Genomic DNA, 24994 nt, shown 5'->3' with positions numbered 1-24994 from the left:
AATTATTTATTAAGCAAATCTGCCCGTTTAGCGTGGGAAAAGGCCGCCAGTTCAATCCCGCGGCGGCCTCATTATGTTTGCGCTGAACTATCGTTCTCCGTTAGTTCAACAGGCATTAAACCTTATTAACCCTATTACCCCAAAAACTCAAAACTTCCTCCCCCACTGTTGTCTGTCGGCATTGGACCGCAGTGCGTTCGTAAAAATCATGGTCCAGTTCCATCCGCAATCACACGATAACCTAACATATTTTTCTTCACCCAAATAAACGATCGGGATACATCACCTACATAGTACAATTTCGCTCCCCCAAAAGAAGTACTTCCCGTCCCTTTAACTTGAGCACTGAAAACCTTAATCGGATGGAGAGAGAAGAATAAATGCTTCCTAACCGCTAATTCCGCCGTTGGAGTGGGAAAGAAAAACAAATAAATCACTAACAATGTCGTGATAGATATAACCCAATTATGCTTTCTCTTCGACATCGACATTGTATCATCCTCTCGTACATTATTATCCTGGTTTTAAAGTCTGTGCAAGGGTCTGCACGAGACAGCCCTATTGATATTGAACTATTGTTCCCAGTTAGGTTAATGGGTTACCTGAACCGGTTTACTTAACTGCATGTATCGAAAACCATTGAGGAAGGGCTGCCATGGGATTTATTTTCCAGTTACACAAGTCATTTAGTTCTTGTTTTGAGAGCGATTTCCCTTCATCTTTTGACTCATCGATCCAAAATGAGCCATCCTCTGCATACATTTCTTCGATATGCTTAACACATAGACCTGATGAAATAATAGCATTCGCTATATCCTGCATACGCCAATGAAGTCTTGGAACCTCATCTATAAGAAAAGGTCCAATTGAGTCATATGGCTTTACTACAGTTATTTTCTCTTTTTCTATAGCAAAAGGGCGACTAAATGGGTGAATATCAAACATGATATACGCACCATTGCTTTTAAGAGTTCTTCTTATATTGTTGTACATGGAGTTTAAATCATTAATCCAAACATGGACTCCATTCGATGTATATACAAAATCATATTCATCACTTTTAATGTTACTTAGTTGCATAGTATCATCGCATATAAATTCAATGTCCCATCCATTTTTTCGAGCCAACTTCGAGCTGTTTTCTATTTGTCTTTCCGATATGTCGCACGATGTAACCCTTGCCCCCATTAAATGAAAAGCGAAGACTGCATGGTTATCTCCACTTGAAGGAACACATACTTTCTTTCCATCCAAATTCGGCAAGGCCTTATTAATCATTGAATATGTTGTACGATGAAATGCCGATTCAGGGGTTTGTATTATTTTTGCTATCGCCTTATCTGTTCTATACCTTTGATACCATGTTTCAGACCATTCATTCCATATTCCTTTTACATTATCCATTTAGGTACCCACCTTCAATAATTTGTTAATAAGATTATAGCAAGGTCGGAACTTTTTGAATGTTTAATAATCAACTAGAAAATAAATTTTACACAAAAAGTCGCACCGGATCCGATGCGACTTCTAGTATCCATTATTTTTTAGAGTAAATGATTTTTCTTATACTATGGCAAGAAAGACAGAATGTATCTGATAATTCATCAATCGAAGAACCGTTTAAATATCCTTCGCGGATTTCTTCATTTCGATCATCCAAATATTTTCTACTTCCTGAATTTTGCCCCCACTTCTTATGCGTTTCCTCGGGGGAGGGGATATATATTATTCCACCTTTTATATACTTCTGTATTTCCTTTAGTAATTTTTCTGGAAAGACGGTAACTGCATTCGCATATTTCATTTTAGCTCTGCTCCTTAAAAATTTTGGTTTTAAGGGGCAAAGTCTATACTATAAACAAAAGAGAATCATTTCACTATGGCGGCAACTTATTTCCAGCTCCATACAAACAACCGCCGTTGTTCATAGTTTAGACTTTGCACGGAGCCACTTCTTATCGTTTAGATTTTGAACGAAGCCAATCATTATCATCGTACCGCCGTAAACCTCCTTTTACGTGATTAAAAGCTAAACTTCTCTTAACTCTTTATTACTTAATTATTTCGTTAGTATTGATCAACTATCCTGCCCGTTACTTTAACGAAACCAGGGAGCAGCGACGCGTGGCGAGCTGCTCCCTGATTTCTTGCGCTATCGTGTCCCGTTATTCAGGCTATGTAACCAGATGTGACCATCCAGGGTTTGTCTTCATTTCATAGATTTTTTGGAGAGTATGGACATGCTTCGTCTTCTCGTCATCAGCCTGTGTGTGGAGATATCCCTCTACAAGCCTGTACCCGAATACGAGAAGAATTATCTCATAGACACAATGATCGGCGATTTGGGATACATGTGCATACTCCGAAAAGCCTTTGTAATACGCGGGGACGCATCGCTGGTAGTATTCGACCATGTGATCGATATCCGGTTCATCTGCGATCAGGCTTGCGAGATCCTCGCCCAGGTAGCCCCATCCGCTGGTATCCCAGTCGATGAGCGCGATATTCCCTTCAGCATAGATCAGGTTGGTTACCCAAAAGTCCCGGTGGCATAGCACGAGGGGCAATTTTTCGATACGAGCGAATATCTCGTCTGCTTGCTCATCGATGTCGATGAGCATTTGCCGCACGTGCAGCGGGAATTCGCAGTCCTCCGAGCGTATATAATCGTAGACGACCGGCCATGACCGATAATGCAGGTACGTATTCTTCATGAGATCCGCATGGCTCAGGTTGGTCAGGCTCTGCAGCACGGCGGGCTGCTCCGCATACAACTTGCCTTGAAAGCGCCCTAACTCCAGCGCGGCCTTTTCATACATGTCACCGGTCAAGTCTAAACCGGTTACGCCATCGATATATTCCAGCCACAGCTGGTATTCATTTTCTTCGGCATTGAGCTCGGCGTGATAACATGTCGGCCAGCGGAGGGCTTGCGAGAACGTCGCTCCCAAGTCAGACGAATAGAGATCATATTCCCGACGCCATGAGCCCGGATCGCCGTAACGCTCCCATTTATTCTGGATTTTCAGCACTATACGGTACGGCAATTTTTTGCCATCCACGCTTTCGGCGATCCCCGTTACCAGGTACACATTTCCCACAGTTCCGCCCTGTAACGGCATAGTTTGGCAGTCGGCATAGATGATATCCGTCTTGAACCGTTGGTTTAAAGCGTAAATCAGCTTTTCAAGTTCAATATTCATTTATTCCTCCGTTTTCTCCGTTTGCTTACTCCACATGGCGAGAGTTTTGTTTCGAGTTCTCTTGTCGATGAGGTAGCTCGTATTATCCTGGATATACTCGTTATCATGCTGCGGGGCATAGAAACTCATCTATTGAGAAGACGACAGCCGTTAAACCAGCTGCTTAGATGATTATATCAAATGTAATCCCTAATTTTGGGAAGACTTTTGTTATAACTATTCTGCCCGTTAACGTAATGAGGCTGCCAATCTTGCCGGCAGCCTCATCGTTGTAACGCATGCAACTAACGTGTCCCGTTAGCGTAATGACCTCACCTGTCATCTATGGTAAGGATAACCGTAATGTATCTAAGCACAAAGTACAATTTGAAACTTTTCTTAATGAATTAACATTCAAGCGAGAACAAAATACATTGTTAATGATTAGTAAAAAGGGATTATCGACTGCGATGTAGCCATGATCCTTTATGTCTCGTTTTCCAATAGCTGAATCTGAGAAGCGATTGATGTGATCTGCTTTTCTAAAATGCCGCAGGATGCAACTCATTATTTTTGATCTTCAATAACTTAGGATCAAACCTATTGTTCAAGGCATTCATTTGATTATTTGATAGTTTGCCTTCAATCACGATTACTTCCTCTTTTGCATTCCAATAGGCACCGTTTATATCCTTATTGTTCCGTATAGAGAATAAGTAAACACTTATTTCTGTTGCCATATCACGAAGAAATTTCGGTTTATATTTTGCTTTCTTAAAAACTACTTTTTTACCGAATTTTTCTTTTAGCTCTTTGCGAATTTCTATCATTTCTTTTGTATCTTCATTATAAGCAAGGAAGACAATTCTGGGGTTATTTTCGTCTTCATCTTCGTAATAAATCACTGCCTGCTCGGCAAGCGCATCTCCATTCTCATTATTCGGAAATTGTTTGTTTATAGCAGCTTCCAATATTGGCGTAATCTCTCTTTGGAATGCTCCCATTGGACTCTCCTGATACACAGAAGATTCTGTATCAATTTCTCCCCTACAAGCGGTTAGCATCAACACCAACAAGAATATCCATATCGTTCTTTTAAACGTCAATTTTATCTTACCTCATTCCATCCAAATACCTATCAATCGATATTAGACTCAAAACGAATCAATATGTTGCGTAATTACATACTCCAAATAGTGGAAAAGTGTATAAGCATCCTGCCCGTTAGTTGAGCAAAGGCTGCCGATTTTGCCGGCAGCCTTATCTTGATAGTGTATGTAACTAACGTTTCTCGATAGCTCAGTATTCCCCAGAATAGCGTTTCGTGATCTAGGAAGGCTTCATTCAATTCGGATTTCCCTACGATTCCTTATGTTTATAACCGTCAACTATTAAATCCAACTTTCCTGTTTCCGGGTCGATTACAAGGCCATGAACTGGAATGTGTTTTGGCAGGAGGGGATGGTTCTTGACCGTTTGCACGCTTCCTTTGACGGAATCTTCAACACTATCGAAACCGTGTAGCCACTGTTGCAAATTAATTCCGGAGCTTTCGAGGGTGTCGATAGTATCGGAAGATATGCCGTTCTCCTTCATTTTATTAATGGTTTCGCTAGGGTCAATACAGCTCATCCCGCAATCATGATGTCCGACCACAAACACTTCATCGGCATTTAATTCATATACAGCAACAATAACGCTACGCATAACGCTGCCAAATGGATGCAAAACAATCGCTCCAGCATCTTTAATGATTTTGGAATTTCCATCCTTAATATTTAACGCTCGGGGAAGAAGGTCGGTAAGCCTTGAGTCCATACAAGTTACAACAACCATCTTTCTATCTTTGAATCTAGATGCTTTATATTTTTCAAATTCCTTCTTCTCTACAAACTCCGAGTTAAAGTGTAACATATCATAAAGTCGGTCCAAGCTTCTCACCTCAATTTCTCTCTTGATATCTAATAATCTTATCATAACCTACGAAGTACCCTCAACATGCCAAACCTTATTCTTATTAGATGGTTTCGATAAATGAATCTAGTCTTGCAACATCCATGCAAAGCAAAAGAACCATCAGAAGCGCTACCAGTACGCAACTGATGATACTGTCGTAATGATTGGTAATGTATGGTTTTGAAGCCCTGTCCAAGCTGCCAGTTAGCGTAACAATAATGCTCTTACAATGGCTCTGTCGGGAATGAGATCATGTTCTTGTCAAAATCGGGAATGGGATCAAGTTCTTGTCATTGGGTTTTGACAAGAACTTGATCCCATAAAATAAAAAAACCGCGATTTACGCGGTAATTAATGAGATAATGTTCTTGTCACCCGACATCTATTTAGTGTCATACATTATATATCCCTATTTTAATGGGTTGAAAAAATAAGTTATAAAATATTCCCTGCGTTTTTGTTTTTGTGTCGTTGGCGTTTATTTTCTTCGCATTGACGGACGATCTCGTCAACGACGTGCTCGATCGGTGCGGTGGCGTCGATTATAATTCCGTTTTTCGGTATGTCTTCTTTCGTTTGGTGCAATCGCGCAATGAGTTCCCGTTCCGTTTTCTTTCCGCCCCACTCATTTTCCGGTCGCTCGTCAAGCCGCCGATTCAATGTGTCAATGTCGACCTCGAGGACAAACACGCCGTCAAATAGATCTATGAATTTCGAAAAGTTCCTAGAACCACCGCAGAAAAGTGTTACCGCCTCATCCTGGTTGGCGACCAAAGCTTTTACTTTATCTACATGCCAAATGTGGTGCTCGTGCGTGACGCCATCCGTCCGTGTACCAGTTTCCGGATCGCCTTGATAAGCCAATTCACGGTCACCATTAATGGCATAGTAGCCGCGCCGCTGCAATTCTTTGCAGACCGAAGTTTTGCCGGTGCCGGAAACGCCTTCAATCAGATAATTCCTAATGCCCATGGCTAGACCCTCCATTCAACTGGATAAGCACAATATATTGGATATGTCTATCTGTCGCTAAACTCCCGATAGGTGAATGAAAGGCTGCCGATCATACCGGCAGCCACTTCTTGATGTTTATTCAGCTATCCTTTCCGTTAGTCCAACCTTGTTTATATAAATGAATTAACACAAGTTCACTTTATCACACCTATGTGCTTTTCGTACCTTCAAAACGTACGCCTCTCATCGATAGACTATGTAGTCTTATAGACTTCCCGAATAGCATCTTCAATGTTTGGCTCCTTGACGCTCAAGTCCTGAATCGGTAGTTTGCGCGAAAGGTCTGCGATCAACTCAGCGGCAGAGATGCGGTTTTTTTCAAACTGATACCACACCTTCAGCCCTTCTTGATGAATAATGTCCGCAGACGGATGGGCAATGTCTTCCCTAGGCTCCTGCATCTCGATGACGAGCAGCCGACGCGGTGTCAGCTTGCCGATCAACTCATCGATAGGGCCATCCTCGACCACCTTGCCGTGATTGACGATGACCAGCCGGCTGCAAAGCTGCTCCACGTCGTCGAGATCATGTGTAGTCAAGATAACGGTAATCCCGCGCAGACGATTCATCTCTTTGATAAACTTACGAATGGCATGTTTGGCTTCGGCATCAAGGCCTATCGTCGGTTCATCGAGAAACAATATCGAAGGTGCATGCAGCATCGCTGCCGCCAGATCCCCCCTCATCCGCTGACCTAGCGAAAGCTGCCGAACCGGCGTGTCGATGAACTCGCTAAGCTTCAGTACTTCGGTAAGCTCCTTCAAATTTTCCTCGTATGCTGATTTGTCCAATTGATAGATTCGCCTCAGAAGTTCAAATGATTCCCCGAGCCGCAAGTCCCAATACAGCTGTGTCCGCTGCCCAAATACGACACCAAGCTGCTTGACAACCCCTTTGCGGTCCTCTTGCGGTGATACGCCGCATACCCGGATCGAACCGGAAGTCGGGTGCAGTATGCCGGTCAACATTTTGATCGTTGTACTTTTGCCAGCGCCGTTGGGTCCGATATAACCGAGAATCTCGCCGCGCTCAAGTGAAAAACTGATTCCATCTACAGCCCGGACCGTTTTTTTGTCCGGAAAAAGAAGCCCTTTGATCGAGCCCCGTAATCCGCTTTCTTTTTTTGCGACTACGTATTCCTTCACTACATCCTTGACTTCAATTACTGCTGCCATCCCTCATCCCCCATATTCGCTCAGGAGCCCGCGCTCTCGTAATTTTTAAGGCCATATTTGAACAATTGCTGCGATAGAATGAAGCATATAAGACCGATCACCGGTGTCCAGAGTGCCAGATCGAACGGGATTCGAAACCCGCTGCTTTTATCGAGAAATTCAACCGCCGGATAGAAGCTGATAAACCCAATCGGAATGAAGAACGTAAACAAAACCTGAATCGCATAGGGATATATACTCAGCGGGTACATCGTCGCCCGTTCGAGCATCGACAGGGCAAAGCCAACCATGGACGAATTCCGTTTCGTCCAGAATGCAATCGTTCCCAAGCTAATAAATAGCGCCGCACGAATCAGGACGCCTCCGATCAGCACGAGAACGAGCTTGCTGAAATTCGCAATGGACCAGTCAAATCCGACAAGATTGCAGCCATATATGAAGATGATCGTTCCCGGAATGAGATCGATCAGCCCGATGAAGTTGAAGTAGCTGGCTACTAATTGGAAGAACACATTCATCGGCCGAAGTAACAGCCGGTCGAATACACCGTCGATCACCATTCGGTCCATATGCCACGTATTGATGAACAAGACGACAAGAATGCCGTGACTGAGGAGACCCAATCCATAGATGAAGGCAAGATCGGGAAAATCCCAGCCCTTCAGCGGTTGGAATCTATCGACGATAATCTTTAGCATCCAGATGCCGGAGAAGTATTGGATTGGGATCATAATCAGCCAACTGAACAAAAACAGTGGATATTCCAATTGACGTTGAATAGCGAGCCGTGCAAAGCAGACCGCTACCGAGCCGTAATGTTTCAAGGTGGGAATCATCTGTTAGCTTCAGCCTCCTTGGATCAGTGTTTTCTTTTTCGTTACCTTCCAGAAAAGCGCTACTGCCACGATTAAGATGACAACCCAGACGACCTGTACCAGCATTGCCTGCAAAGCCTCGGATGCTCCGCTCTCGCCGATGTATATGCCAATAGGCGTTTGGTAGGTATATTGAAAAGGGAGATACTTCGATACGGACTGCACCGAATCCGGAAAGAACCACAGCGGCACCAAACTGCCCGACAGCACGCGGACGATCGCATCTTTCACCATGCCCATATTGCCTAGCTCCATCACCCAAAAGGCGATCAGTCCCACGAACGCACTAAGCAACCACAAGATGGCGTAACTGAGAAGGCAACTGGGGATAAACAACAGGAGCCCCGTCACGGAATCTGGCAGAGGTACACCGAAAAACAGCGAGGAGAACAGGAAGAGCGGCAGAACTCGGTTGACAAGTGCGCTGAGCATGCTACCGAGGTCATCGGCCAAGTAACTGGCCAGAAGAGGAATCGGACGGTAGAAGTCGGTCACGATCTGGCCTTCGCGAATCTTGGAGTAAATCGTATCCTGAACGCCGCATGCAAAGATGGAGGTCAGCATAATAGATATGACCGTATACGTGATCAGGTCCTGCAGCTCCAACGTGTTCGATTGGACGATTCCGCCACCGTATGCAGCCTTCCATAGAAACACCGAGGTAATCAATAAGATCAGGTTCGTCCCAATCGATGCGAATACCTCGAATCGATAAGCTAGGTTCGTTAGTATTCGCATTTTGGTAATATACAGGTAAGCATGTATCATTCGGCGTCACCTCATCACAAAATCAACTTCTTTAAAGTTATCCGTTAGCTTAACGATGAAAGACTACTACACCTTGATTTCCCACTCACTTTTATTAAGTTTGTAATAATTATATCTCTCCTTATCAATCTCGATAATACTTTGAAAATTTAAATCGCATTTTTGTATTACTCTATTCGACGGTTCGTTACGTAAAAGAGCTATAGCATTAAGCACCTCGACGTTCGTATTCTCAAATAAATACTTGATCATCCCTTGTGCAGCTTGCGTGGTATAACCCTTGCCTCTATGATCCTTTGATATTGCATACATGATCTCTCTATTTGGAGCCGGCAATTTGTCTTTTATTCCCGTACAGCACCAACCGATAAACTCACCCGACTCTTTCGATATAATTCCCATACGAAGACTGAGTTCACCAATGTCCCCACCTTCCGATACAGCGTTTAGAAACTGTTTGTTCCCTTTAATCTCGTAGTTTATAAACCAATCTTTCCGTTGTTCTTTAGATACGTTCCAACCTGGTAAGTATTTATGTATTTCAGGTTGCCAGGTTAGAGAATGAAACCCATCTAAATCATCAATTATGAATTCTCTTAAAATAATATCCTTACAATCAATCGTAAAAATGTTTTCTTCGGAAGTGGAATGTGTATTTGTGTTCTTCATATATCTCCCTTTTACATCTTATCTAACAAATGATCTGGACCACCCATCATCCATTCCAACATATTGACGCTTCTATATACAACGCCTTGAAAATATTGATTTCAACAGTGGTGTATGTAACTCGCTGAATTGGATGATGACGAACATCAACACCAATTGGTATGTTGACCTCAGGAATGGATTTATCATGCGATCGCTTTGCAAAATAATACGTTTGATTAGGGGAGAAACCTTGTTCTACGTAAAATTCTTGGTCGCCATCAAATTCATCCCACCCAACTAACTTCGTTTTCTTTACGGGATTACGAATAGCTTCGCAGATGTCAATTAAAGCAGGATACAAAACCATTCTAATCTCAGAAATTCGATCAAAAGCGTTTTCATTTACTTGCATCAGAATTTCCATTACATCGTAATCATCTGCTATTCCTTGACGCAAATATCCCACAGCGATTAATTTTCCGTCCTCGTTGACTGCGCAAATCATCCTCTGATGCTCATAATCTTTGTTGTGTGCCCTCCCCTGTAAAGGCAAAAAACAATTCCCACATTTAACCAGCATAAGTAATTAATTAAGCCTCAACAAGAGTATTTTCCATTATAACTAATATTCCGTACAGTAATTGAACTATCCTGCTCGTTACTTGAATAATCAAAAAAGTGACCCACAGCAACGGGCTATGGGTCTGAATTTTATATATTTTAAAGGGGGTCAAGTTGTATTATAGGCTAAAATCATTAAAGCCATATGAATATAAGATTTCAATCTTGTTACTTTTACTCAACTAGCGTTTTCCGTTAGCCATCCATGCCCCTATCGGGGCACCACGGAATAATGAAAATTAGATTCTTGGTTGACTACTTTCAGGGTAGTTGAATGTGTTACTTTTCTAATACGACCCAATCATCCAATCGTTGAACTTCAAGCAATAATTGTTCCGTCTTTAACCATTCTATTACTTGAATAACAAGAGGTGAGGAATTACCAGGTGCGATATCATTAATTGACACCCATAAAGCACCTAAAGAATCTTATCCTTCAAATTTCTCTGGATCCTTTGTCAACATTCCATCAATATAGTGAACCAAATAAAAAACAGCTACATGATGAATATGCGTCGTGCCCCTTTTGGGTAGTTCATATGGAATTAAATAATCACAAACACCGACATTCCTTTTAATGTCAACGTTGATTCCTGCTTCTTCAATGAACTCCCTCTTTACAGCATCTGATAACGACTCATTGGCTTCAACTGTACCTCAAGGAAGATCGTACCGCCCAATGTACGGACCACTCCCCTTTTGGATGACTAATAGCTTCTCTTTGTAAAAGCAAATCCCATATGCCCTAAATACCGTAAAACTTTCGTTTCTAATCGAATATCCGATATACCATTCAAATTCCAACTTAATCAGAGGTAAAGTGTAATCAATATCAATTGAGAAAACATCGTTGGTTTCCTTTTCACCGATCTTTATCGTTTCGAGAGTTAATCTTGTCTTACTTCGGCTAAAAGTGAGATAAAGTAATCTCGGGGTTCACTTATGCTATCTCAGTTAGCTTAACGCAAAGCCAACCGAGGTGCTCCTCATAGTGGCTAATTGCCGATCGCTTTGTTCGATTAATAATATTTTAGAAAAAAATGAATGTAATTCCCCATTTGGGGGAAATTGGATATTATAGCTGAGACTACATTTTCCTAGGCGGAGGTTAAGTTAGTGCACTTAGCGATCGCTTTATTCATCATTTATGCCACTTGGAAATGGGCCGACTGGAGAAACTGGAAACAGTATCATGCTTCCATGTTCTTCATCATGGCTGGCGGATTTCTTTATGAATATTTAACAAAAGATTTCCCAATGTGGGTGTTCCACCCAGATTTCCTCTACAATCACGAAATGACAGTAATCGTTTATGCTATTGTTACCATGCCTTTGAATGTGCTTATCTTTCTATCACGTTACCCCCAGCCGTGGAAAAAACAAATTACATTTATAGCCATGTGGATAGCGGTTTATGGCGTGGAGAATGGATATTGGAAATTACAGGAAGAATTTCATATCAAAATGGCTGGTCATTTTGGTATTCTGTCCTCTTTGATGTAATGATGTTTCCCGTGCTGCGCTTACATCAAGTAAAGCCGTTGTTGGCCTATGTACTTTCCGTTGGTATAACCTGCTTGTTGATGTGGTGGTTTAAGGTACCTTTGACTTGATATAAAACGAAGAAAATGCCGTAAAACCAATCGGTTTTACGGCAATATTATGCTTCAAACTTTGGCAAAGAACTGTTTCAAGTTACAGGGATTTACGGTTGGTGCTCTTTTGCTCTATGGAGCTGGGGAAGAGAACTCCGAGGTTCAGTCCGTGTGCAGGAAATGGAGTTCATGTCGAACGGGCACCTCAAGCGTGTCCGTTTTTTCATTTTTCTGTAGGTAGGGTTCCCCATGCAAAGGTTTAGTAGAAGATGCAAAAGCCAATAATATAAATGTGGAATTATAATGACTTTTAAAAAGGGGGGATTACCCTGGTACTTACCATTATGCTTATCCTTGTGTTAGTTATGCTTGTTGTAGTCGTAAAATTTAACCGATTAGATCCGCTTCTCTTCATTTTTCTTTCGCTAATCGCAGCGATTCTTCCAATGGATGCGGTTAGTATCATCTTTTCTAATCTGAATCGAATAAAACTGACTGAGCAACTCCAAATGTTCTGGTGCTCTATGCTGTTCCAAGTAGTATTTGTTCCTGTGATTACTATCGGTTTTATCAATATATATCGCAATGTCACTTTACATGTCAGCAAAGTCGTAGCCAGTGCAAGCGTTATCCTGTTGCTGGCAGGGGCGGAATATGGAGCAGACTGGGCAGGGGTATGGAAGCATGAGCGCTGGGTAATATGGCAAGCACTTCTATTATGGAGTTCTTTTATTGCGGTATGTGTGGCTGCGCAGCATGTATTTGTTAGGTATTTGCCCAGGGAGGTTAAGCATCGATGATTCTCAAACTGCCTGAACATTATAACGCCAACGAATGGTTCGTAAATATCGTTCTCGTTTTTCTGTCCCTAGTTTTTGCCTGCCTTCCTAAAAAGTTGCCGATTCATCAGATCGTGTTGACTATGCTTTTCAACATCATGATTGGAAAAATGGCCGACAAAGTGCTTGGTATAAAATACCCGTATGACCTGTATGATACGATGGATACGCCGAAGTATGATTTGTACGATTTTTTGATCTATACGGTTATTTACGGGATTTACGGGTATATTTTTGCGCATTTTTTTGTGAGATTCGAGCTTAAGCATAAGTCTGCCGCTTTACTTTCATATCTACTAATGTGGGTCGGGATGTCCGTGTTCTTTGAGAGGCTTGCCGTTGTTTTCGAGGTGTTCCAGTATAAGAGTTGGAACCTCGCTTTTTCCGCGCTCGCTTATTTTATTTTCTACTCCCTGCAAACATTTTTTTTTCTCATCGTTGATTACTACACAAAAAAAGGGAGCTCACTTGCCAAACTTGAAGGTCAGCAGTTACGTTCGATTGAAAGAAAAATCCCCCCCCGCTTAATCTGGTGGACGAGACGGGGCGAGCGCTCGGTGACATCAAAACTGTGACTACACCCCGTAGAAGCCTGTGTGGCGGTTTTCGGACAGGTGTTCGCCCCCTCCCCTCCATACTAAAAGCCGCTCAGTGAGCGGGTTTTTGCCTTTCCGAACCTGAAATTGTTTTCCAAATCACCACCGCAAATTTATGCTTCCAAAATGAAAAAGTCCTTGGTATTCAAGGACTTCTTCGCTACAACCATATCTTCTTAAATAAGCTTGATTTGTTCACCCATTGAACTATCGTGTCCCGTTAGCGGAATCACGTAAGTTACGGACTCATCTTAAGGCAATACCTTTAACGGTCTCATCATTTCATTATCCTCATGTTCGAGCATATGGCAATGCCATACATATCCAGGCCCAAGGCTAGGGTCGAATGGAAAGGGACTTCCATCTTGGGACGTAAACCGAACTCTTATCGTCGTTACTTCTCCAGGATTCATTTGTATAGTGTCCTTCCAGCCTTTCTCATTGGGTGGTGGGGCAATAGGCTGACCTTGCAAATACGGGTCAATCGGCGGTACCTTGGGCTTAACAAAATAAGGTGGGGTTCCGGGAGGTGTCGTTTGATTTAGTTTCTGCCAGTCTTTTAAATAATCGTCAGATCGGAATTTCTGGCGGCTAACAAGCAAGAACTGAATGAGATGAAGATGGATGGGATGAGTGTCCGTGGTAAGGTTTGCAACTTGCCAATCTTCTGTGGTTCCTGCCCGAGGCAGTTCAGAAACAGGATTTCCCCACAGTTGGCCATCTAACGTAACTTTCAGGGGACCATTAGGACCCTCCTGTTCGAATAAAGTCAACAATCTCGTTATTGTTGGCTTTAATTGCGGGATGTTGTTCAGAACAGACGGCAATTTTTTTGGCGGTAAGACTGTATCATTTGTGACTGTAAATTGCATAATCTGACCAACCGTTTCCGGGTCCGCCGGTGCTCCATCAGGGAAAGGGGAAGTAGCAGTATTCCTTAAAATAACGGTCGTACCAGGAGCTAAAGATGAGAAATCAATAAGGATATCTGCTCGTTCTGCTGGTGCAATCATGAGTGAGGAAAGTTCTGCAGGTTGAGGCAAATAACCTCCGTCGCTGCCAATCTGGATAAACTTCTGTTGATTGGAAAGCTGTAAATGATAAAAACGTGCGTTTGAACCATTCAGAACACGAAAACGGTATAGTTGAGGCTTGACATTAAGGTTCGGCCACACCTTTCCATTTACCATTATCGTGTTTCCAAAAAACTCTGGTGGCACGTAAGGATGAATACTTGGGTTAGCCCCCACAGGATCATAGAAAAGAGAACCATCAGTATGAAAAGATCGGTCCTGAATGATGAGTGGAATCTCATTTTCTCTTCTAGGAAGAAATGGGGTGATGGGGTCATTCATATCACGGAGCACATATAACCCTGTGAGTCCTGCGTAATTGTTCAAACGAGTGATTCCCATGGTATGGTCATGATACCAAAGTGTTGTAGGCTGTTGTACATTGGGGAAGGTGTAGTTATTCGTTATGAATGCCATGCCAGTTCTTCCATCTGAAGTAAACCAAGCATCAGGATAACCGTCAAAATAAGATGGATTCTCTCCTCCGTGCAAATGAGGGACAATAGGTACAGATTGCTGTGCTAGGGGAAATCCTGGTGGAAATGATGGAAATGGTGGAATAGGAACTGACATGGAATTTGGATTTGCCCAATCGAGTGTCGGATCAACCGGGAGAAAATGGGGACCAGCAATGTTGTTTATCCATTGAACATGTACAGGAATTCCTCGAACGGCTTCAAAAGTGGGGCCTGGAGCGCTTTTATAGTAAACGGTTCTTCCTGTGTGCGGGTCCTGTATCATACCACCGTAACCAAAAACTTTTGTTGAACCGAATCCAGGCGGTAAGATTTGCTGCTGGAATTCACTCGCATTAATTTTATATGCATGCCCTATCACTTGACCAGTTTTAGGCTGTCTTAGGACAGTAGGCATATATACCGGTGTGATAACGAGCTGATTTACGTATTTAGGAATCCTTTTAGGATCTAAAGGTTTTACCATATTCATCGTCTCCTCTCCATGTCATGTATATGAAGGAAAGGAGCATTTCGCGCCCATCTAATTCCACCTTGTTTTATAAGTTGTTTAATAAAAATTAAATTGACCTTATTAAACTAATCTGCCCGTTAGCTGAACGCGCCCTTTTAATCTTGTCGGCAATCGGACAATGTTCTTGTCACAAATCGGCAATCGGATCAAGTTCTTGACATTGCCAATTGACAAGAACTTGATCCGATTAATTAAAAAGCCCGCGATTTACGCGGACTTGATTCGGACTTGTTCTTGTCATCCGACAGGTTACCTTTTTATACGACTCATTTGTTCTATTAGTTGCATGTTCCTGCCTTGGTAATTAAAGGGGACATTTCGTCAAACGTTGTTTAAACTATCCTGCCAGTTAGGTGAACAAAGGCAGCCGAGCGATCTTTGCCGGCTGCCGTTATGTCTTTATTAAGCTATCGTTCCTCGTTAGCGTAATCTATTTTAGGAGACAAAGGTCATCTAACCGACTGGTAAACGAGACCTATGGCTCCAGAATCAAAGGTCTTGTTTTCGATAAGTTTAAGATTGACCTTCTCCTTGAGACCTTGGAATAACGGCAACCCGCTGCCGATCAGGACGGGAGAAACCGTAATTTTATACTCATCGATTAAATCAAGCTGCATAAGGTGGTGTGCGATCCTAGGACTGCCGAGGATGACCATATCCTTGCCTGGCTGCTGTTTGAGGTTCTTGATCTCTTCCTCGACATCTTCTTTCACCAGTCTGGAATTGTTCCATTCGACTTTGTCCAGCGTCGTGGAAAAAACGATTTTGGCTGTCTTATCGATCCACTCGGCATGATTCCGTTCATGCTGCGAAGCTGATGGGTTCGAAGGCACAGATGGCCAATAACCGTGCATTAATTGATAAGTCCCTCGTCCCCAAATGACGGTGTCGGCAGTACTTAGAATTTCTTTCGCGTATTTCTCTAAATCACCATCGTAGGAAATCCAGCCAATGTCCATTGCACCGTTTGGCCCTTCTACAAAACCGTCAAGCGATGCGTGCAAAAATAGAACGAGTTTTCTCATTTTCAGTGCTCCTTTGTTCATGAGGGATGTCTACATTAGTTACATTTTAGCACATTTCAGCTTGGATTGTTTCTTATGGATTGCTAAGCCTGGCCGGGACGTATTATTTTTTTAATTCACCAATGTGGTAACCAGCATTATAGAACCACTGCCACAAGGAAACCAACTCTGACATTATTGATGTAACTATGAGGGTCGATAATATAATCGAAAATAATATAAGTACCCTACGCCTGTCATCAATATTCTTCAATTAAAGCACCTCTTTGTTAAGTGCCAAACGAGCCCTTTTTCTTTACCTTCTCGGCTATCATTCACTTATCATCTTTTTCGTCAAGTTCACTTTCAATCGATGGAGCTAAAAAGAGACATGTCGCTGATAACCGCAGAGAGAATGTATCAATAATTCCTTTCACTTCAATTACGTCTCCACTTAAGTAAACAGTATAGCAACATCATGCTCGGTAATAAATGGAATTATTGCTCTTTTGTGGAGTTTTGTGATTCTAAGCTCTACTGCCAGTTAGCATAACGCGGCTGCCGATCCATGCCGGCAGCCGCTTCTTTGTTGTTTATTAAGCTATAGTCCAAGGATTAATTTTAGTGTTAGCATAGTTGCTTCTTGAGAAGCTATAATATTATCCTTCAACTAATTGATAAATTCTAATGTCTCCTCTTTCTGTTTCAGCTATTAATATGTCATTTCGCTCTTTGACACGAAAGATCTTTGTGCCGACTGCCAGTTCATTTGCTGTTCCGTTATTAAAAGCTTTACCATTATTACTTTGGTTAGTAATTTCAGTTATTTGTATGTCCCTGGTTAATATTAACTCGTCTACCAAACCCGTCAATTAAGTATGAGACGTGGAACTCCTCACGAATGTTGCTGCCTTTTTCAATTATCCTGCCGAATACTTCAAAGTTACGTGGCTGACTTTCCGCCACGCTCTACTGCCCTTTAGTTTTAACAGGCTGTCGATTATGCCGGCAGCCTGCTTACGCTATTAAGTATTGATTATCTATGAGCGGCCCATTTTGAGGTTCTTGCAGCCAAATAAATAGTTGCCGTCTCCACTTATCTAGCTCGTTTAAGTTATATATGCCGCTTAATTCATAAAGTGTTGCAGTTATCACTTGGCTTTCCACAAGATCACGCCATGGAGTTGTTCGTTTTAGGTTGAAATCATACTGATTTTCTTCAATCCATATTTTCTCTAAGATGCTTTTATCTGAACCACTTATTTCACGCTTATATTTAACCCATAGGTCATCTGCAATTATATGACTGATATACCCAAGAAGAAACATTTTATATGTATCATCTCTATAGATATTAACCTTAGCTTTATAAAAGTCGATTAGTCCAGACCAATCGGGGTAATTCCCTCTGCTATTGTGTAAATGTGCTATTGCCTTTGAGGACTTATCGCTCTCCCTGAACTGCACAGCATCAGGAGCAATACTTCCTAGCAGAAAATCTTTGTTAGGATAACCGTCAAACATTCGATAAGCTATCGAGAAATGTATCATGGGCCACAGCATATGAGGAGGCCTCCCTGTTTTGAGTATCATCTAATTTAATTTTACCAGGGCTGCACTTGACAGCCCTTCTGCGTTTAACTATCGTCCCCGTTAGCATTCCTGTAGAGCGTTAATTTTGAGCTTTGCAAAAAAACGAGCGCCTCGGTACGATGGGAGTACGCAACGGGTCATAGCCCTTAAAATCCCATCATCCAGGAGGACGCTCTATTATGAAGTTTAAATCGCAAGCAAGACAAAATCAACTCATTGAAAAAATTACCTCTCAGCATTTGGTCGTAGGGATCGACATTGCTCAGCAAACGCATGTCGCCCGTGCTGTGAACTTTCGCGGCATTATCATTGGAGAACCCTTGTCCTTCTCTAACGACGAAAATGGGTTCGGGAACCTACTTCAATGGATCCAAAGGCTACACTCAGTTCATAACTTAAGTGAGACCATTGTTGGTATGGAACCAACTGGACATTATTGGTTTAACATATCCAGATGGCTTGCAGAACGACAGTTTGAAGTCGTCTTGGTGAATCCTCATCTCGTGAAAAAGAATAAAGAAAACCGTGACAATACGCCCTCAAAGAGCGATAAGAAGGATGCTCTTGTCATTGCTGATATGGTGAAAAATGGGTATTACTCATTTACACATACTACTTCTGAGGCGTTCGAAGAGCTCCGCGTCTTACTTTCGAACCGGGACTTTGTGGTTAAACGAGTCGTAAGTGCGAAAAACCAAATTCATCGCTGGGTTGACGTTGTTTTTCCTGAGCTGCGTCAGGTATTTAATGACTTGATGTGTACCGGTTCCTTGGCCATACTTCGTCTTTTCCCAACACCAGCAGAGTTAGGTAAATTAGAGCCACAAGACCTGATTAGGGGCTGGAAGTCGCTTATGAAACGGCACTGTGGCGAGCGAAGGGCTCGTGCTCTAATCTTGCTGGCTGGATGTTCTGTTGGTTCTAGACAAGCTACGCAGGCTTACAAGCTTCATTTGAAACAACTGCTCGTAGAGTATGATCTTGCTTGTGCACAACTGCAGGACGTAGAACAGGTGATTGTTTCCGTACTAGACCGCATTCCCTTCGCAAAGTCCATGCTTGCCGTCAAAGGTATTAGTGCCATTTCACTAGCTGGTATTCTTGGTGAGGCCGGTGATTTGTGCGGTTTTGTTCACGGAAATGCCCTGTTACGTCATGCCGGACTCAATCTAGCAGAAGCAAGTTCAGGCAAATGGGTTGGGCAAATGAAGATTAGCAAGCGTGGGCGATCTCGCCTTCGTCGCTACATCTTTATGATGACCATGGGTCTCGTGAGGAACAATTCAGAGTTTCAGGCGGTTCATGCACACAATGTACACGTAAGGAAGATGAAGAAAATGAGATCCATCATGAAATTATGTGGCAAACTGGCTCGAATCTTGGTTGGAATGGCACGTACTGGTCAAGCTTACATCCCACATAAAGCTCTGCCCCTTCAGCAAGCGGCTTAACCGTAATACCGTTTCGTTACACGTAGATTGTCATATTCGCAGGATTTGAAAGAAAGCACGGAGTACCGGGTGTATTCAACCAAAGGGCACCGACCCGTACCGTTAGCAAGACCGGCCTCCACCCCTTGGAAAGGCGTAACGAAGGAATGCGAGGGCAATGACCCGTTGAGACATGGGAGTGATAACCTCCAGGGGCGGCGTGGAGAATACGTGCAGTATATGGAAATATATGGGTTGTTTACCTCAGCCTTTATTTCACTGCGTCTTCATGTTGCCAAGGTCTACAGCGGGGGCTTTCTTCCTAACTTTCTTCTCTTCTAACAAGGGTGAAATCCTGCGAATAAGCGAGTATACGTGAGAAAACTGAATCGTACCGAGGGAGTTGAATGCCTTACTTTTTTTCAATATATCTTTGCATCCTGCACTTTGTAGGGCATTATAGGAAGTTCCAATCACTTCTTAGCATGCCATATACAATGTGGTCAATGTAATGGTCATATAACCATTCGGCTTCCCGGATACGACCTTCATTAGTAAACTCTAATTTTTCTGGAATCACCCTGCTTTTTAGGTTTTTAACCCCACATCTTATTTCAACTCTGTTTAATCCTAATTCGTTAAAGCTATACTCAACTAATCTTTTGCAAGATTTTGTCATGATACCATTACCCTGAAATTTTTCACCTAGCCAGTAACCAATACTGGTTTTTTTATTAGCCCAATCAATTGAGTGATAGCCGATACATCCTACGATTTCCCCTTTAAACCATATGCCTGTATTGAATCCATTGTTAGAAGCATGTTGGTTTTGACAGAATTGTATAAAGGAATTCGTATTCTCGACACTTAGAGTCCCATCAACCCAGGGCAACCATTCTCTAAGGTAACCTCTAGAATGACTATAAATACATTTTTCAATTTTAAAAATACCTCCTAACTATCCGATAGTGAATCTGAACACATGTTAGTATAGTTTTACATCATTTCAATATATTTTAAGTAAAATATAATTCCTGCTCTGTCTACATTGGAAAATTGGAGGGGATCCTCATTCATTAGTTGTCTTAATTCATCTACGGTAATCCATCTTGGGTTCTTAGTTTCATCACCTAATTTTAATAACTCACCTTGTACTTTACAACGGAAGTACACACCAACCGAATCAAAGGGTCCACTAATGGTCTGATAAGCCCCGAAGGGTTTTATACATTCCACTTCAAAACTTGGATCGATACCCACTGTATCAATCCTTGTATCCTCACCTTCAATTTCTACTACTTCAAGCCCGGTCTCTTCCTTTACTTCTCTAATAAGTGCTGTTACTAACGATTCGTATTGTTCTATTCTCCCACCAGGAAGTTCAATCCGTTGAGATTCACCAGGTTTATTTCGTGTCTGAACTACAATTTCGATTGTTCCATCCAAAGTTCTTTCAATTATTGCACGAGAATTAACTAAAAACATACGTCATCACAGCACCCTTCCTTTTCTTCCATATAAATTTCTAGATTCTCCCAATAATCCCTCCATAAAAGCTATTAAATCCTCTCGTCATTACAGTAACCTGCCCGTTACTTGAATGAAAGCCAAAAAGAAGCCGCTTCAAGGCAGCTCCTCTTCCACTATCGTTTCTCGTTAGTTGAACGGGCATTTGACAGCAGTTTGTTCGAAAAAATCATGGTCCTCTTCCATCAGCAATCACACGATAACCTAACCAATTTTTCTTCACCCAGATAAATGATTTTGAAACTTCATTAACAAAGAATAATTCAGCTCCACCAAACGATGTGCTTCCTGTCACCTTAACTTGAACACTGAAAGCCTTTACTGGATGAAGAGAGAAGAATAAATGCTTCCTAACCGCTAATTCCGCCGTTGGATTGGGAAAGAAAAACAAATAAATCACTAACAATGTCGTGATGGATATAATCCAAATCTGCTTTCTCTTTGAAATCGACATTGTATCATTCCTCTCGTACATTATTATCCTGGTTACTATAGATATTGAACTTAGTTGAACAACTTATTATTCAATCCACTGTCTTGGTCCCACAGTATGGAAAAGATGCTGTCTTTCATGATTTAATGCATCCTCAATACGCTTACATGTGAAATCACTAATCGGTTTAGGAAGTTCATCTCTTGAGCAGAATCTGCATTCTAAAATTTCAGGCGAGCTTGGCTGAGGTATTTGATTATTATCGTTATTCGCAATGAAAACAAAATGATGCATGTCATAGTTCGGATCGTAATATATACCAGTTAATTGCCCAATTCCGACTTCTAACCCTACTTCTTCATGAACTTCTCTTTTTGCAGTTTCTTCCGCTGACTCATTCTCTTCAGCTTTTCCTCCAGGCAGATCCCAATTATTTTTGCCATAGCTATGTTTTACCAATAATACTCTTCCCTCAGAATCCAAAATAACTGCTGCTGCACCAATTAACTTAGGCAAAGAGACGCTCCCTTATGATTATTGACTACTTAATTATAGACGGAAATAAGTGGAAAAAGTTTATAGTTCACCACGCTAATCTGCCCGTTTGCTGAATTGGGCTGCCGAGTGAATCACCGGCAGCCTAGATATTTCAATATTATGGAGCTATCGTTCTCCGTTAGCGCAATGAACTAAGACTCCTAAACCCATGTATGAGAAAGGAACAATCTAAACTAAGCCTCTATGTAACTCGGTCGTTTAGCAGTTAGACACATCTAAATATTGTTTCTTTATGAGTGTTTGTGTTTCTGAATCAAATATGATAATTCCTTCGGTTGTATCATTAAGCTGATCAACTAAATGTCCTTGATTATTCCATACTGCTGATTGCCCAACACTCTCAAAATTGTCACAAGGCCCTATACAATTTGCCATCAAAACCGTCATTGAATATGTTTTTGCGATGTGCGGGTAATGACTCATTGCTTTGCCGACTCCATTTTGAGACTTAGCTACGCTCGCAAGGTAAACGTCTGCCCTCAGCTTATTTGCTAGTTCTGCATGTTCTATCTGCAGAGACTCATAGCAAATGGCTGGAGCAATCTTTATACCATCAAGAGTCAATATAATTTGTTCATGGCCACCAACGAAGTATGGGAATTCATCGACATGTAATTTTTGCTTCGAATACGTTTGTCTGGATTGGTTCGGTTGAAAGATTATCATGCTGATGAGACTACCTGAGATGGATCTCGTTGGTACGCCGATCCCGATGGTAATAAGATGTTTATCGCTAATGTGCTGGAAATCATCAAATCTAAGATCATGTTGATCTGTTGCTAAATCCTTTGCAAGTTCTGGTTCATAACCCGTCACAGATAGCTCTGGGAAAAAGATTGCAGTTGCTTGGCCAGATATTGCAAGAGAGATAAGTGCTTTATGTTTTTCGATATTATTCAAGATGCTTCCCTTTTGGGGCCTATTTGAGCCACCGCTATTCTCATTGTTATTACCTCCGTAATCACAAAGTACCCATACCAAGGTATTCGCCAGGTGACTACGCTATCCTGCCCATTTAGATCAGAAAAGATAGCCGATCAAACCTGGTAAGCCAGATCGCCAGCAGGCTCTGCGCGCAAGGACGTTGGCTATCGCGCCCGTACATGATACGATAAAAGGGAAAGAGGCAAGAGATCAAGGGACGATAGAGGTCGAAACGTCATGCAAACGATTCAAAACTTGTTCGCTCACATGGATTGGGCGAACCGCCGTCTGCACGATGCGCTGCAAGCCGCGCCAGCAGACGAAGTAGTCAAGGCAGCGACACTGTTCCTGCACTTGCTCCATGCGGAGAGCATCTGGCTGTACCGGCTGCGCGGCGAGAGCAGTGAGGGTCTCGCGCTATGGGTGGATAATGCGGATCTGACCGCCTGTGCTGTGCTGATTGAAGCGAACGGAAACGGTTTCCGTGCTTGGCTTGACGCCCTGCCCGAAGATTGGCTAGACAAACCGATCGCGTATCGTAGTCAGGCCGGAGCACCATTCGAGTCATCCGCGCGGGATATTTTGATACATGTCGCTATGCACGGCCAGTACCACCGCGGCCAGATCAACGCCGCGCTCCGTGAGGGCGGATTCGAGCCAGCCGCCGTGGATTACATCCTATATGCGCGACTCAGCGGATAACAGCTTAATAAAACAAGGGGCAGCTTCCTCGAAGATCTGCTCCTTGTTTTGTTTAAACTATAGTTTCTCGTTAGCCATCCATGCCCCTCACGGGGCACCACGGAATAATGAAAATTCGCATCGTGATTGGCTACTTTCAGGGTAGCTTAGCAATTTAACATTCAAACGATGGGAATGAGAATCTGGATAGTTGAGCATGAAATGTGCTTTCCCATATCTCCCATTGTTCGATTGTTAATTCTCCAACAATTTATCCTCCCGAGCATTTAGCTTATTTTACCTATCTCTTGATGCTTTTCTTAAATATCTTATCATTTCTTGAATTAATAAAACCAACCCGAATACAACCAGTACCATTGCAAGAAAATTGGGTACAACCATTAGTATCCGACTGCCATGATCTGGTCCCCCACTTTCCATCAAAATCGAGTCCCACCAAATGTATACATAACCCCCGAGAATTAAGCATAAAACACCGACCATAATACGTGAAATAGATATAAGCTTTCGCATTATTTTTCCTCACCCCTACCTGTAAAGACGTTTATATGTGAAAAAAGGTAAGCAATTCTGCTCGTAAACGTAACAAAGCTGCCGTTGTCCCCGAGCAGCTTTGTGATGTAATTTATTGAACCATCGTACTCCGTTAGAATTCCTGTGGAACGAATAATTTGGAGTTTGAATAAAAAAGAGCGCCTCTGTAAGATGGGAGTACACAACGGGTCTACAGCCCTTAAAATCCCACATCAGGAGGTCGCTCTACTATGAAGTTTAAGTCACAAGTTAAGCAAAATCAACTCATTGAAAATATTACCGTGGATCACCTAGTTATCGGTGTAGATATCGCACAGGAGATCCCCGTTGCCAGAGCTGTGAACTTCCGCGGTATTGCTCTGGGTAATCCATTGGAATTTAGTAATGATGAAGTAGGCTTCCGATCTTTTGATCGCTGGATCCGTGACTTGCTAGCTTCGTATAAGCTAAACAAGATGATCGTCGGTATGGAGCCGACTGGCCACTATTGGCTCAGCCTTGCTCATTGGCTTAAAGACGAAAAGATTGAAGCCGTGCTCGTTAACCCTCACCTAGTCAAGAAGAACAAAGAAAATCGCGACAATACACGATCTAAAAGTGACAAAAAGGATGCGCTTGTAATTGCAGACATGGTGAAAAATGGCTATTATTCACCTGTCCGTTTCCATTCCGCAGAATATGAAGAGCTACGCGTCCTGATGGCAAATCGAGAAACGGTTGTTAAACGACTTGTAAGTGCAGTGAATCAGATCCACCGCTGGGTAGACACTGTGTTCCCTGAACTTAGACAAGTTTTTAAAATACTAACTTGCAAGGGTGCATTGGTAACCCTTCGCCTGTTTCCCCATGAAGTTATGCGGAAAGTTGGCTCGACTTTTAGTTGGGATTGCACGCAGTCAGGAAGCCTACAACCCAGATAAAATCTTTGCAATGGCAGCTTAAAACTAGACCATA

The 24994-nt window shown here is 42.4% G+C and carries 25 protein-coding genes and 2 pseudogenes; 6 read left to right on the top strand and 21 right to left on the bottom strand.

The window, feature by feature from the left end; translation table 11 throughout:
• Positions 1 to 206: 206 nt before the first annotated feature.
• The 13 genes and pseudogenes from QFZ80_RS15185 to QFZ80_RS15125 form a co-directional block, all read right to left on the bottom strand.
• Positions 207 to 485, bottom strand: a complete 279-nt coding sequence (locus QFZ80_RS15185) for a hypothetical protein (protein ID WP_307545761.1) — start codon at positions 483 to 485, stop codon at positions 207 to 209.
• A 127-nt stretch (positions 486 to 612) separates the two neighbouring features.
• Positions 613 to 1404, bottom strand: a complete 792-nt coding sequence (locus QFZ80_RS15180; RefSeq protein WP_307559709.1) for a class I SAM-dependent methyltransferase — start codon at positions 1402 to 1404, stop codon at positions 613 to 615.
• A gap of 133 nt (positions 1405 to 1537) precedes the next feature.
• Positions 1538 to 1804 (bottom strand): CD3324 family protein, encoded by a 267-nt coding sequence (locus QFZ80_RS15175; protein ID WP_307545766.1) that lies wholly within the window; start codon positions 1802 to 1804, stop codon positions 1538 to 1540.
• A 370-nt stretch (positions 1805 to 2174) separates the two neighbouring features.
• Entirely contained in the window at positions 2175 to 3203 is a 1029-nt protein-coding gene (locus QFZ80_RS15170; protein WP_307559707.1) for an aminoglycoside phosphotransferase family protein, read from the bottom strand.
• A gap of 521 nt (positions 3204 to 3724) precedes the next feature.
• Positions 3725 to 4288, bottom strand: a complete 564-nt coding sequence (locus QFZ80_RS15165; protein WP_307559705.1) for a hypothetical protein — start codon at positions 4286 to 4288, stop codon at positions 3725 to 3727.
• Between the two features lie 253 nt (positions 4289 to 4541).
• Positions 4542 to 5114 (bottom strand): beta-class carbonic anhydrase, encoded by a 573-nt coding sequence (locus tag QFZ80_RS15160; protein ID WP_307555484.1) that lies wholly within the window; start codon positions 5112 to 5114, stop codon positions 4542 to 4544.
• 459 nt (positions 5115 to 5573) lie between these two features.
• Complete coding sequence (locus tag QFZ80_RS15155) at positions 5574 to 6110, bottom strand: AAA family ATPase (RefSeq protein ID WP_307559703.1); 537 nt, start codon at positions 6108 to 6110, stop codon at positions 5574 to 5576.
• Positions 6111 to 6346: 236 nt separating this feature from the next.
• Positions 6347 to 7327 (bottom strand): ABC transporter ATP-binding protein, encoded by a 981-nt coding sequence (locus QFZ80_RS15150; protein ID WP_307545774.1) that lies wholly within the window; start codon positions 7325 to 7327, stop codon positions 6347 to 6349.
• Between the two features lie 20 nt (positions 7328 to 7347).
• Positions 7348 to 8163, bottom strand: coding sequence for an ABC transporter permease (locus QFZ80_RS15145; protein WP_307545776.1), 816 nt, complete (start codon positions 8161 to 8163; stop codon positions 7348 to 7350).
• 9 nt (positions 8164 to 8172) lie between these two features.
• The gene (locus tag QFZ80_RS15140; protein WP_307545777.1) at positions 8173 to 8970 is read right to left on the bottom strand and encodes an ABC transporter permease; all 798 of its coding nucleotides are present in this window, start codon (positions 8968 to 8970) and stop codon (positions 8173 to 8175) included.
• A 66-nt stretch (positions 8971 to 9036) separates the two neighbouring features.
• Complete coding sequence (locus QFZ80_RS15135) at positions 9037 to 9639, bottom strand: GNAT family N-acetyltransferase (RefSeq protein WP_307559701.1); 603 nt, start codon at positions 9637 to 9639, stop codon at positions 9037 to 9039.
• Between the two features lie 46 nt (positions 9640 to 9685).
• A complete protein-coding gene (locus QFZ80_RS15130) occupies positions 9686 to 10126 on the bottom strand; it encodes a hypothetical protein (protein WP_307545781.1) in 441 nt (146 codons plus the stop codon).
• Positions 10127 to 10671: 545 nt separating this feature from the next.
• Positions 10672 to 10887: pseudogene (locus QFZ80_RS15125) on the bottom strand (NUDIX domain-containing protein); the annotation flags it as partial.
• 471 nt (positions 10888 to 11358) lie between these two features.
• Between QFZ80_RS15125 and QFZ80_RS15120 the strand changes: the two are divergent.
• From QFZ80_RS15120 to QFZ80_RS15110, 3 genes are all read left to right on the top strand, one after another.
• Entirely contained in the window at positions 11359 to 11745 is a 387-nt protein-coding gene (locus tag QFZ80_RS15120) for a CBO0543 family protein (RefSeq protein ID WP_307559698.1), read from the top strand.
• 436 nt (positions 11746 to 12181) lie between these two features.
• Positions 12182 to 12637: a hypothetical protein gene (locus QFZ80_RS15115; protein ID WP_307559695.1), complete on the top strand. Its 456-nt coding sequence runs from the start codon at positions 12182 to 12184 to the stop codon at positions 12635 to 12637.
• Positions 12634 to 13251: a hypothetical protein gene (locus QFZ80_RS15110; RefSeq protein ID WP_307559693.1), complete on the top strand. Its 618-nt coding sequence runs from the start codon at positions 12634 to 12636 to the stop codon at positions 13249 to 13251. The genes QFZ80_RS15115 and QFZ80_RS15110 overlap by 4 nt, the downstream gene beginning before the upstream one ends.
• A 272-nt stretch (positions 13252 to 13523) precedes the next feature.
• Here QFZ80_RS15110 and QFZ80_RS15105 read toward each other — a convergent pair whose 3' ends face one another.
• From QFZ80_RS15105 to QFZ80_RS15095, 3 genes are all read right to left on the bottom strand, one after another.
• Complete coding sequence (locus QFZ80_RS15105) at positions 13524 to 15287, bottom strand: multicopper oxidase family protein (RefSeq protein WP_307559691.1); 1764 nt, start codon at positions 15285 to 15287, stop codon at positions 13524 to 13526.
• Between the two features lie 497 nt (positions 15288 to 15784).
• Complete coding sequence (locus tag QFZ80_RS15100; protein WP_047685646.1) at positions 15785 to 16360, bottom strand: dihydrofolate reductase family protein; 576 nt, start codon at positions 16358 to 16360, stop codon at positions 15785 to 15787.
• A gap of 996 nt (positions 16361 to 17356) precedes the next feature.
• Positions 17357 to 17902 (bottom strand): zinc dependent phospholipase C family protein, encoded by a 546-nt coding sequence (locus QFZ80_RS15095; RefSeq protein ID WP_307559688.1) that lies wholly within the window; start codon positions 17900 to 17902, stop codon positions 17357 to 17359.
• Between the two features lie 209 nt (positions 17903 to 18111).
• Here QFZ80_RS15095 and QFZ80_RS15090 point away from each other — a divergent pair, with 209 nt between their 5' ends.
• Positions 18112 to 19383 carry an IS110 family RNA-guided transposase gene (locus QFZ80_RS15090; protein WP_307559686.1) on the top strand — a complete coding sequence of 424 codons (1272 nt, stop codon included), beginning with the start codon at positions 18112 to 18114 and terminating at the stop codon, positions 19381 to 19383.
• Positions 19384 to 19819: 436 nt separating this feature from the next.
• Here the strand turns inward: QFZ80_RS15090 and QFZ80_RS15085 are convergent, their stop codons facing one another.
• The 5 genes from QFZ80_RS15085 to QFZ80_RS15065 form a co-directional block, all read right to left on the bottom strand.
• Positions 19820 to 20254 carry a GNAT family N-acetyltransferase gene (locus QFZ80_RS15085; protein ID WP_307559683.1) on the bottom strand — a complete coding sequence of 145 codons (435 nt, stop codon included), beginning with the start codon at positions 20252 to 20254 and terminating at the stop codon, positions 19820 to 19822.
• Positions 20255 to 20358: 104 nt separating this feature from the next.
• Positions 20359 to 20847, bottom strand: a complete 489-nt coding sequence (locus QFZ80_RS15080) for an NUDIX hydrolase (protein ID WP_307559681.1) — start codon at positions 20845 to 20847, stop codon at positions 20359 to 20361.
• A gap of 211 nt (positions 20848 to 21058) precedes the next feature.
• Positions 21059 to 21343, bottom strand: coding sequence for a hypothetical protein (locus tag QFZ80_RS15075; RefSeq protein ID WP_307559679.1), 285 nt, complete (start codon positions 21341 to 21343; stop codon positions 21059 to 21061).
• A 66-nt stretch (positions 21344 to 21409) separates the two neighbouring features.
• Positions 21410 to 21838, bottom strand: a complete 429-nt coding sequence (locus QFZ80_RS15070; protein WP_307559677.1) for an NUDIX hydrolase — start codon at positions 21836 to 21838, stop codon at positions 21410 to 21412.
• A gap of 240 nt (positions 21839 to 22078) precedes the next feature.
• Entirely contained in the window at positions 22079 to 22780 is a 702-nt protein-coding gene (locus QFZ80_RS15065; RefSeq protein ID WP_307559675.1) for a carbon-nitrogen hydrolase family protein, read from the bottom strand.
• A 261-nt stretch (positions 22781 to 23041) separates the two neighbouring features.
• Here QFZ80_RS15065 and QFZ80_RS15060 point away from each other — a divergent pair, with 261 nt between their 5' ends.
• Positions 23042 to 23506 carry a DinB family protein gene (locus tag QFZ80_RS15060; protein WP_307559673.1) on the top strand — a complete coding sequence of 155 codons (465 nt, stop codon included), beginning with the start codon at positions 23042 to 23044 and terminating at the stop codon, positions 23504 to 23506.
• A gap of 764 nt (positions 23507 to 24270) precedes the next feature.
• Positions 24271 to 24894: pseudogene (locus QFZ80_RS15055) on the top strand (IS110 family transposase); the annotation flags it as partial.
• Positions 24895 to 24994 lie beyond the last annotated feature (100 nt).

Source organism: Paenibacillus sp. V4I7 (genome assembly GCF_030817275.1).
In the GTDB taxonomy this organism is placed as follows: domain Bacteria; phylum Bacillota; class Bacilli; order Paenibacillales; family NBRC-103111; genus Paenibacillus_E.
This window is presented reverse-complemented; position numbering and strand designations above follow the sequence as displayed.

What these genes read in the sequence shown, in the direction of transcription:
- QFZ80_RS15185 (WP_307545761.1), bottom strand. Translation starts at nt 485, where the DNA reads ATGTCGAAGAGAAAGCATAATTGGGTTATATCTATCACGACATTGTTA.
- QFZ80_RS15180 (WP_307559709.1), bottom strand. Translation starts at nt 1,404, where the DNA reads ATGGATAATGTAAAAGGAATATGGAATGAATGGTCTGAAACATGGTAT.
- QFZ80_RS15175 (WP_307545766.1), bottom strand. Translation starts at nt 1,804, where the DNA reads ATGAAATATGCGAATGCAGTTACCGTCTTTCCAGAAAAATTACTAAAG.
- QFZ80_RS15170 (WP_307559707.1), bottom strand. Translation starts at nt 3,203, where the DNA reads ATGAATATTGAACTTGAAAAGCTGATTTACGCTTTAAACCAACGGTTC.
- QFZ80_RS15155 (WP_307559703.1), bottom strand. Translation starts at nt 6,110, where the DNA reads ATGGGCATTAGGAATTATCTGATTGAAGGCGTTTCCGGCACCGGCAAA.
- QFZ80_RS15150 (WP_307545774.1), bottom strand. Translation starts at nt 7,327, where the DNA reads ATGGCAGCAGTAATTGAAGTCAAGGATGTAGTGAAGGAATACGTAGTC.
- QFZ80_RS15145 (WP_307545776.1), bottom strand. Translation starts at nt 8,163, where the DNA reads ATGATTCCCACCTTGAAACATTACGGCTCGGTAGCGGTCTGCTTTGCA.
- QFZ80_RS15140 (WP_307545777.1), bottom strand. Translation starts at nt 8,970, where the DNA reads ATGATACATGCTTACCTGTATATTACCAAAATGCGAATACTAACGAAC.
- QFZ80_RS15135 (WP_307559701.1), bottom strand. Translation starts at nt 9,639, where the DNA reads ATGAAGAACACAAATACACATTCCACTTCCGAAGAAAACATTTTTACG.
- QFZ80_RS15130 (WP_307545781.1), bottom strand. Translation starts at nt 10,126, where the DNA reads ATGATTTGCGCAGTCAACGAGGACGGAAAATTAATCGCTGTGGGATAT.
- QFZ80_RS15115 (WP_307559695.1), top strand. Translation starts at nt 12,182, where the DNA reads ATGCTTATCCTTGTGTTAGTTATGCTTGTTGTAGTCGTAAAATTTAAC.
- QFZ80_RS15110 (WP_307559693.1), top strand. Translation starts at nt 12,634, where the DNA reads ATGATTCTCAAACTGCCTGAACATTATAACGCCAACGAATGGTTCGTA.
- QFZ80_RS15105 (WP_307559691.1), bottom strand. Translation starts at nt 15,287, where the DNA reads ATGGTAAAACCTTTAGATCCTAAAAGGATTCCTAAATACGTAAATCAG.
- QFZ80_RS15100 (WP_047685646.1), bottom strand. Translation starts at nt 16,360, where the DNA reads ATGAGAAAACTCGTTCTATTTTTGCACGCATCGCTTGACGGTTTTGTA.
- QFZ80_RS15095 (WP_307559688.1), bottom strand. Translation starts at nt 17,902, where the DNA reads ATGCTGTGGCCCATGATACATTTCTCGATAGCTTATCGAATGTTTGAC.
- QFZ80_RS15090 (WP_307559686.1), top strand. Translation starts at nt 18,112, where the DNA reads ATGAAGTTTAAATCGCAAGCAAGACAAAATCAACTCATTGAAAAAATT.
- QFZ80_RS15080 (WP_307559681.1), bottom strand. Translation starts at nt 20,847, where the DNA reads ATGTTTTTAGTTAATTCTCGTGCAATAATTGAAAGAACTTTGGATGGA.
- QFZ80_RS15075 (WP_307559679.1), bottom strand. Translation starts at nt 21,343, where the DNA reads ATGTCGATTTCAAAGAGAAAGCAGATTTGGATTATATCCATCACGACA.
- QFZ80_RS15060 (WP_307559673.1), top strand. Translation starts at nt 23,042, where the DNA reads ATGCAAACGATTCAAAACTTGTTCGCTCACATGGATTGGGCGAACCGC.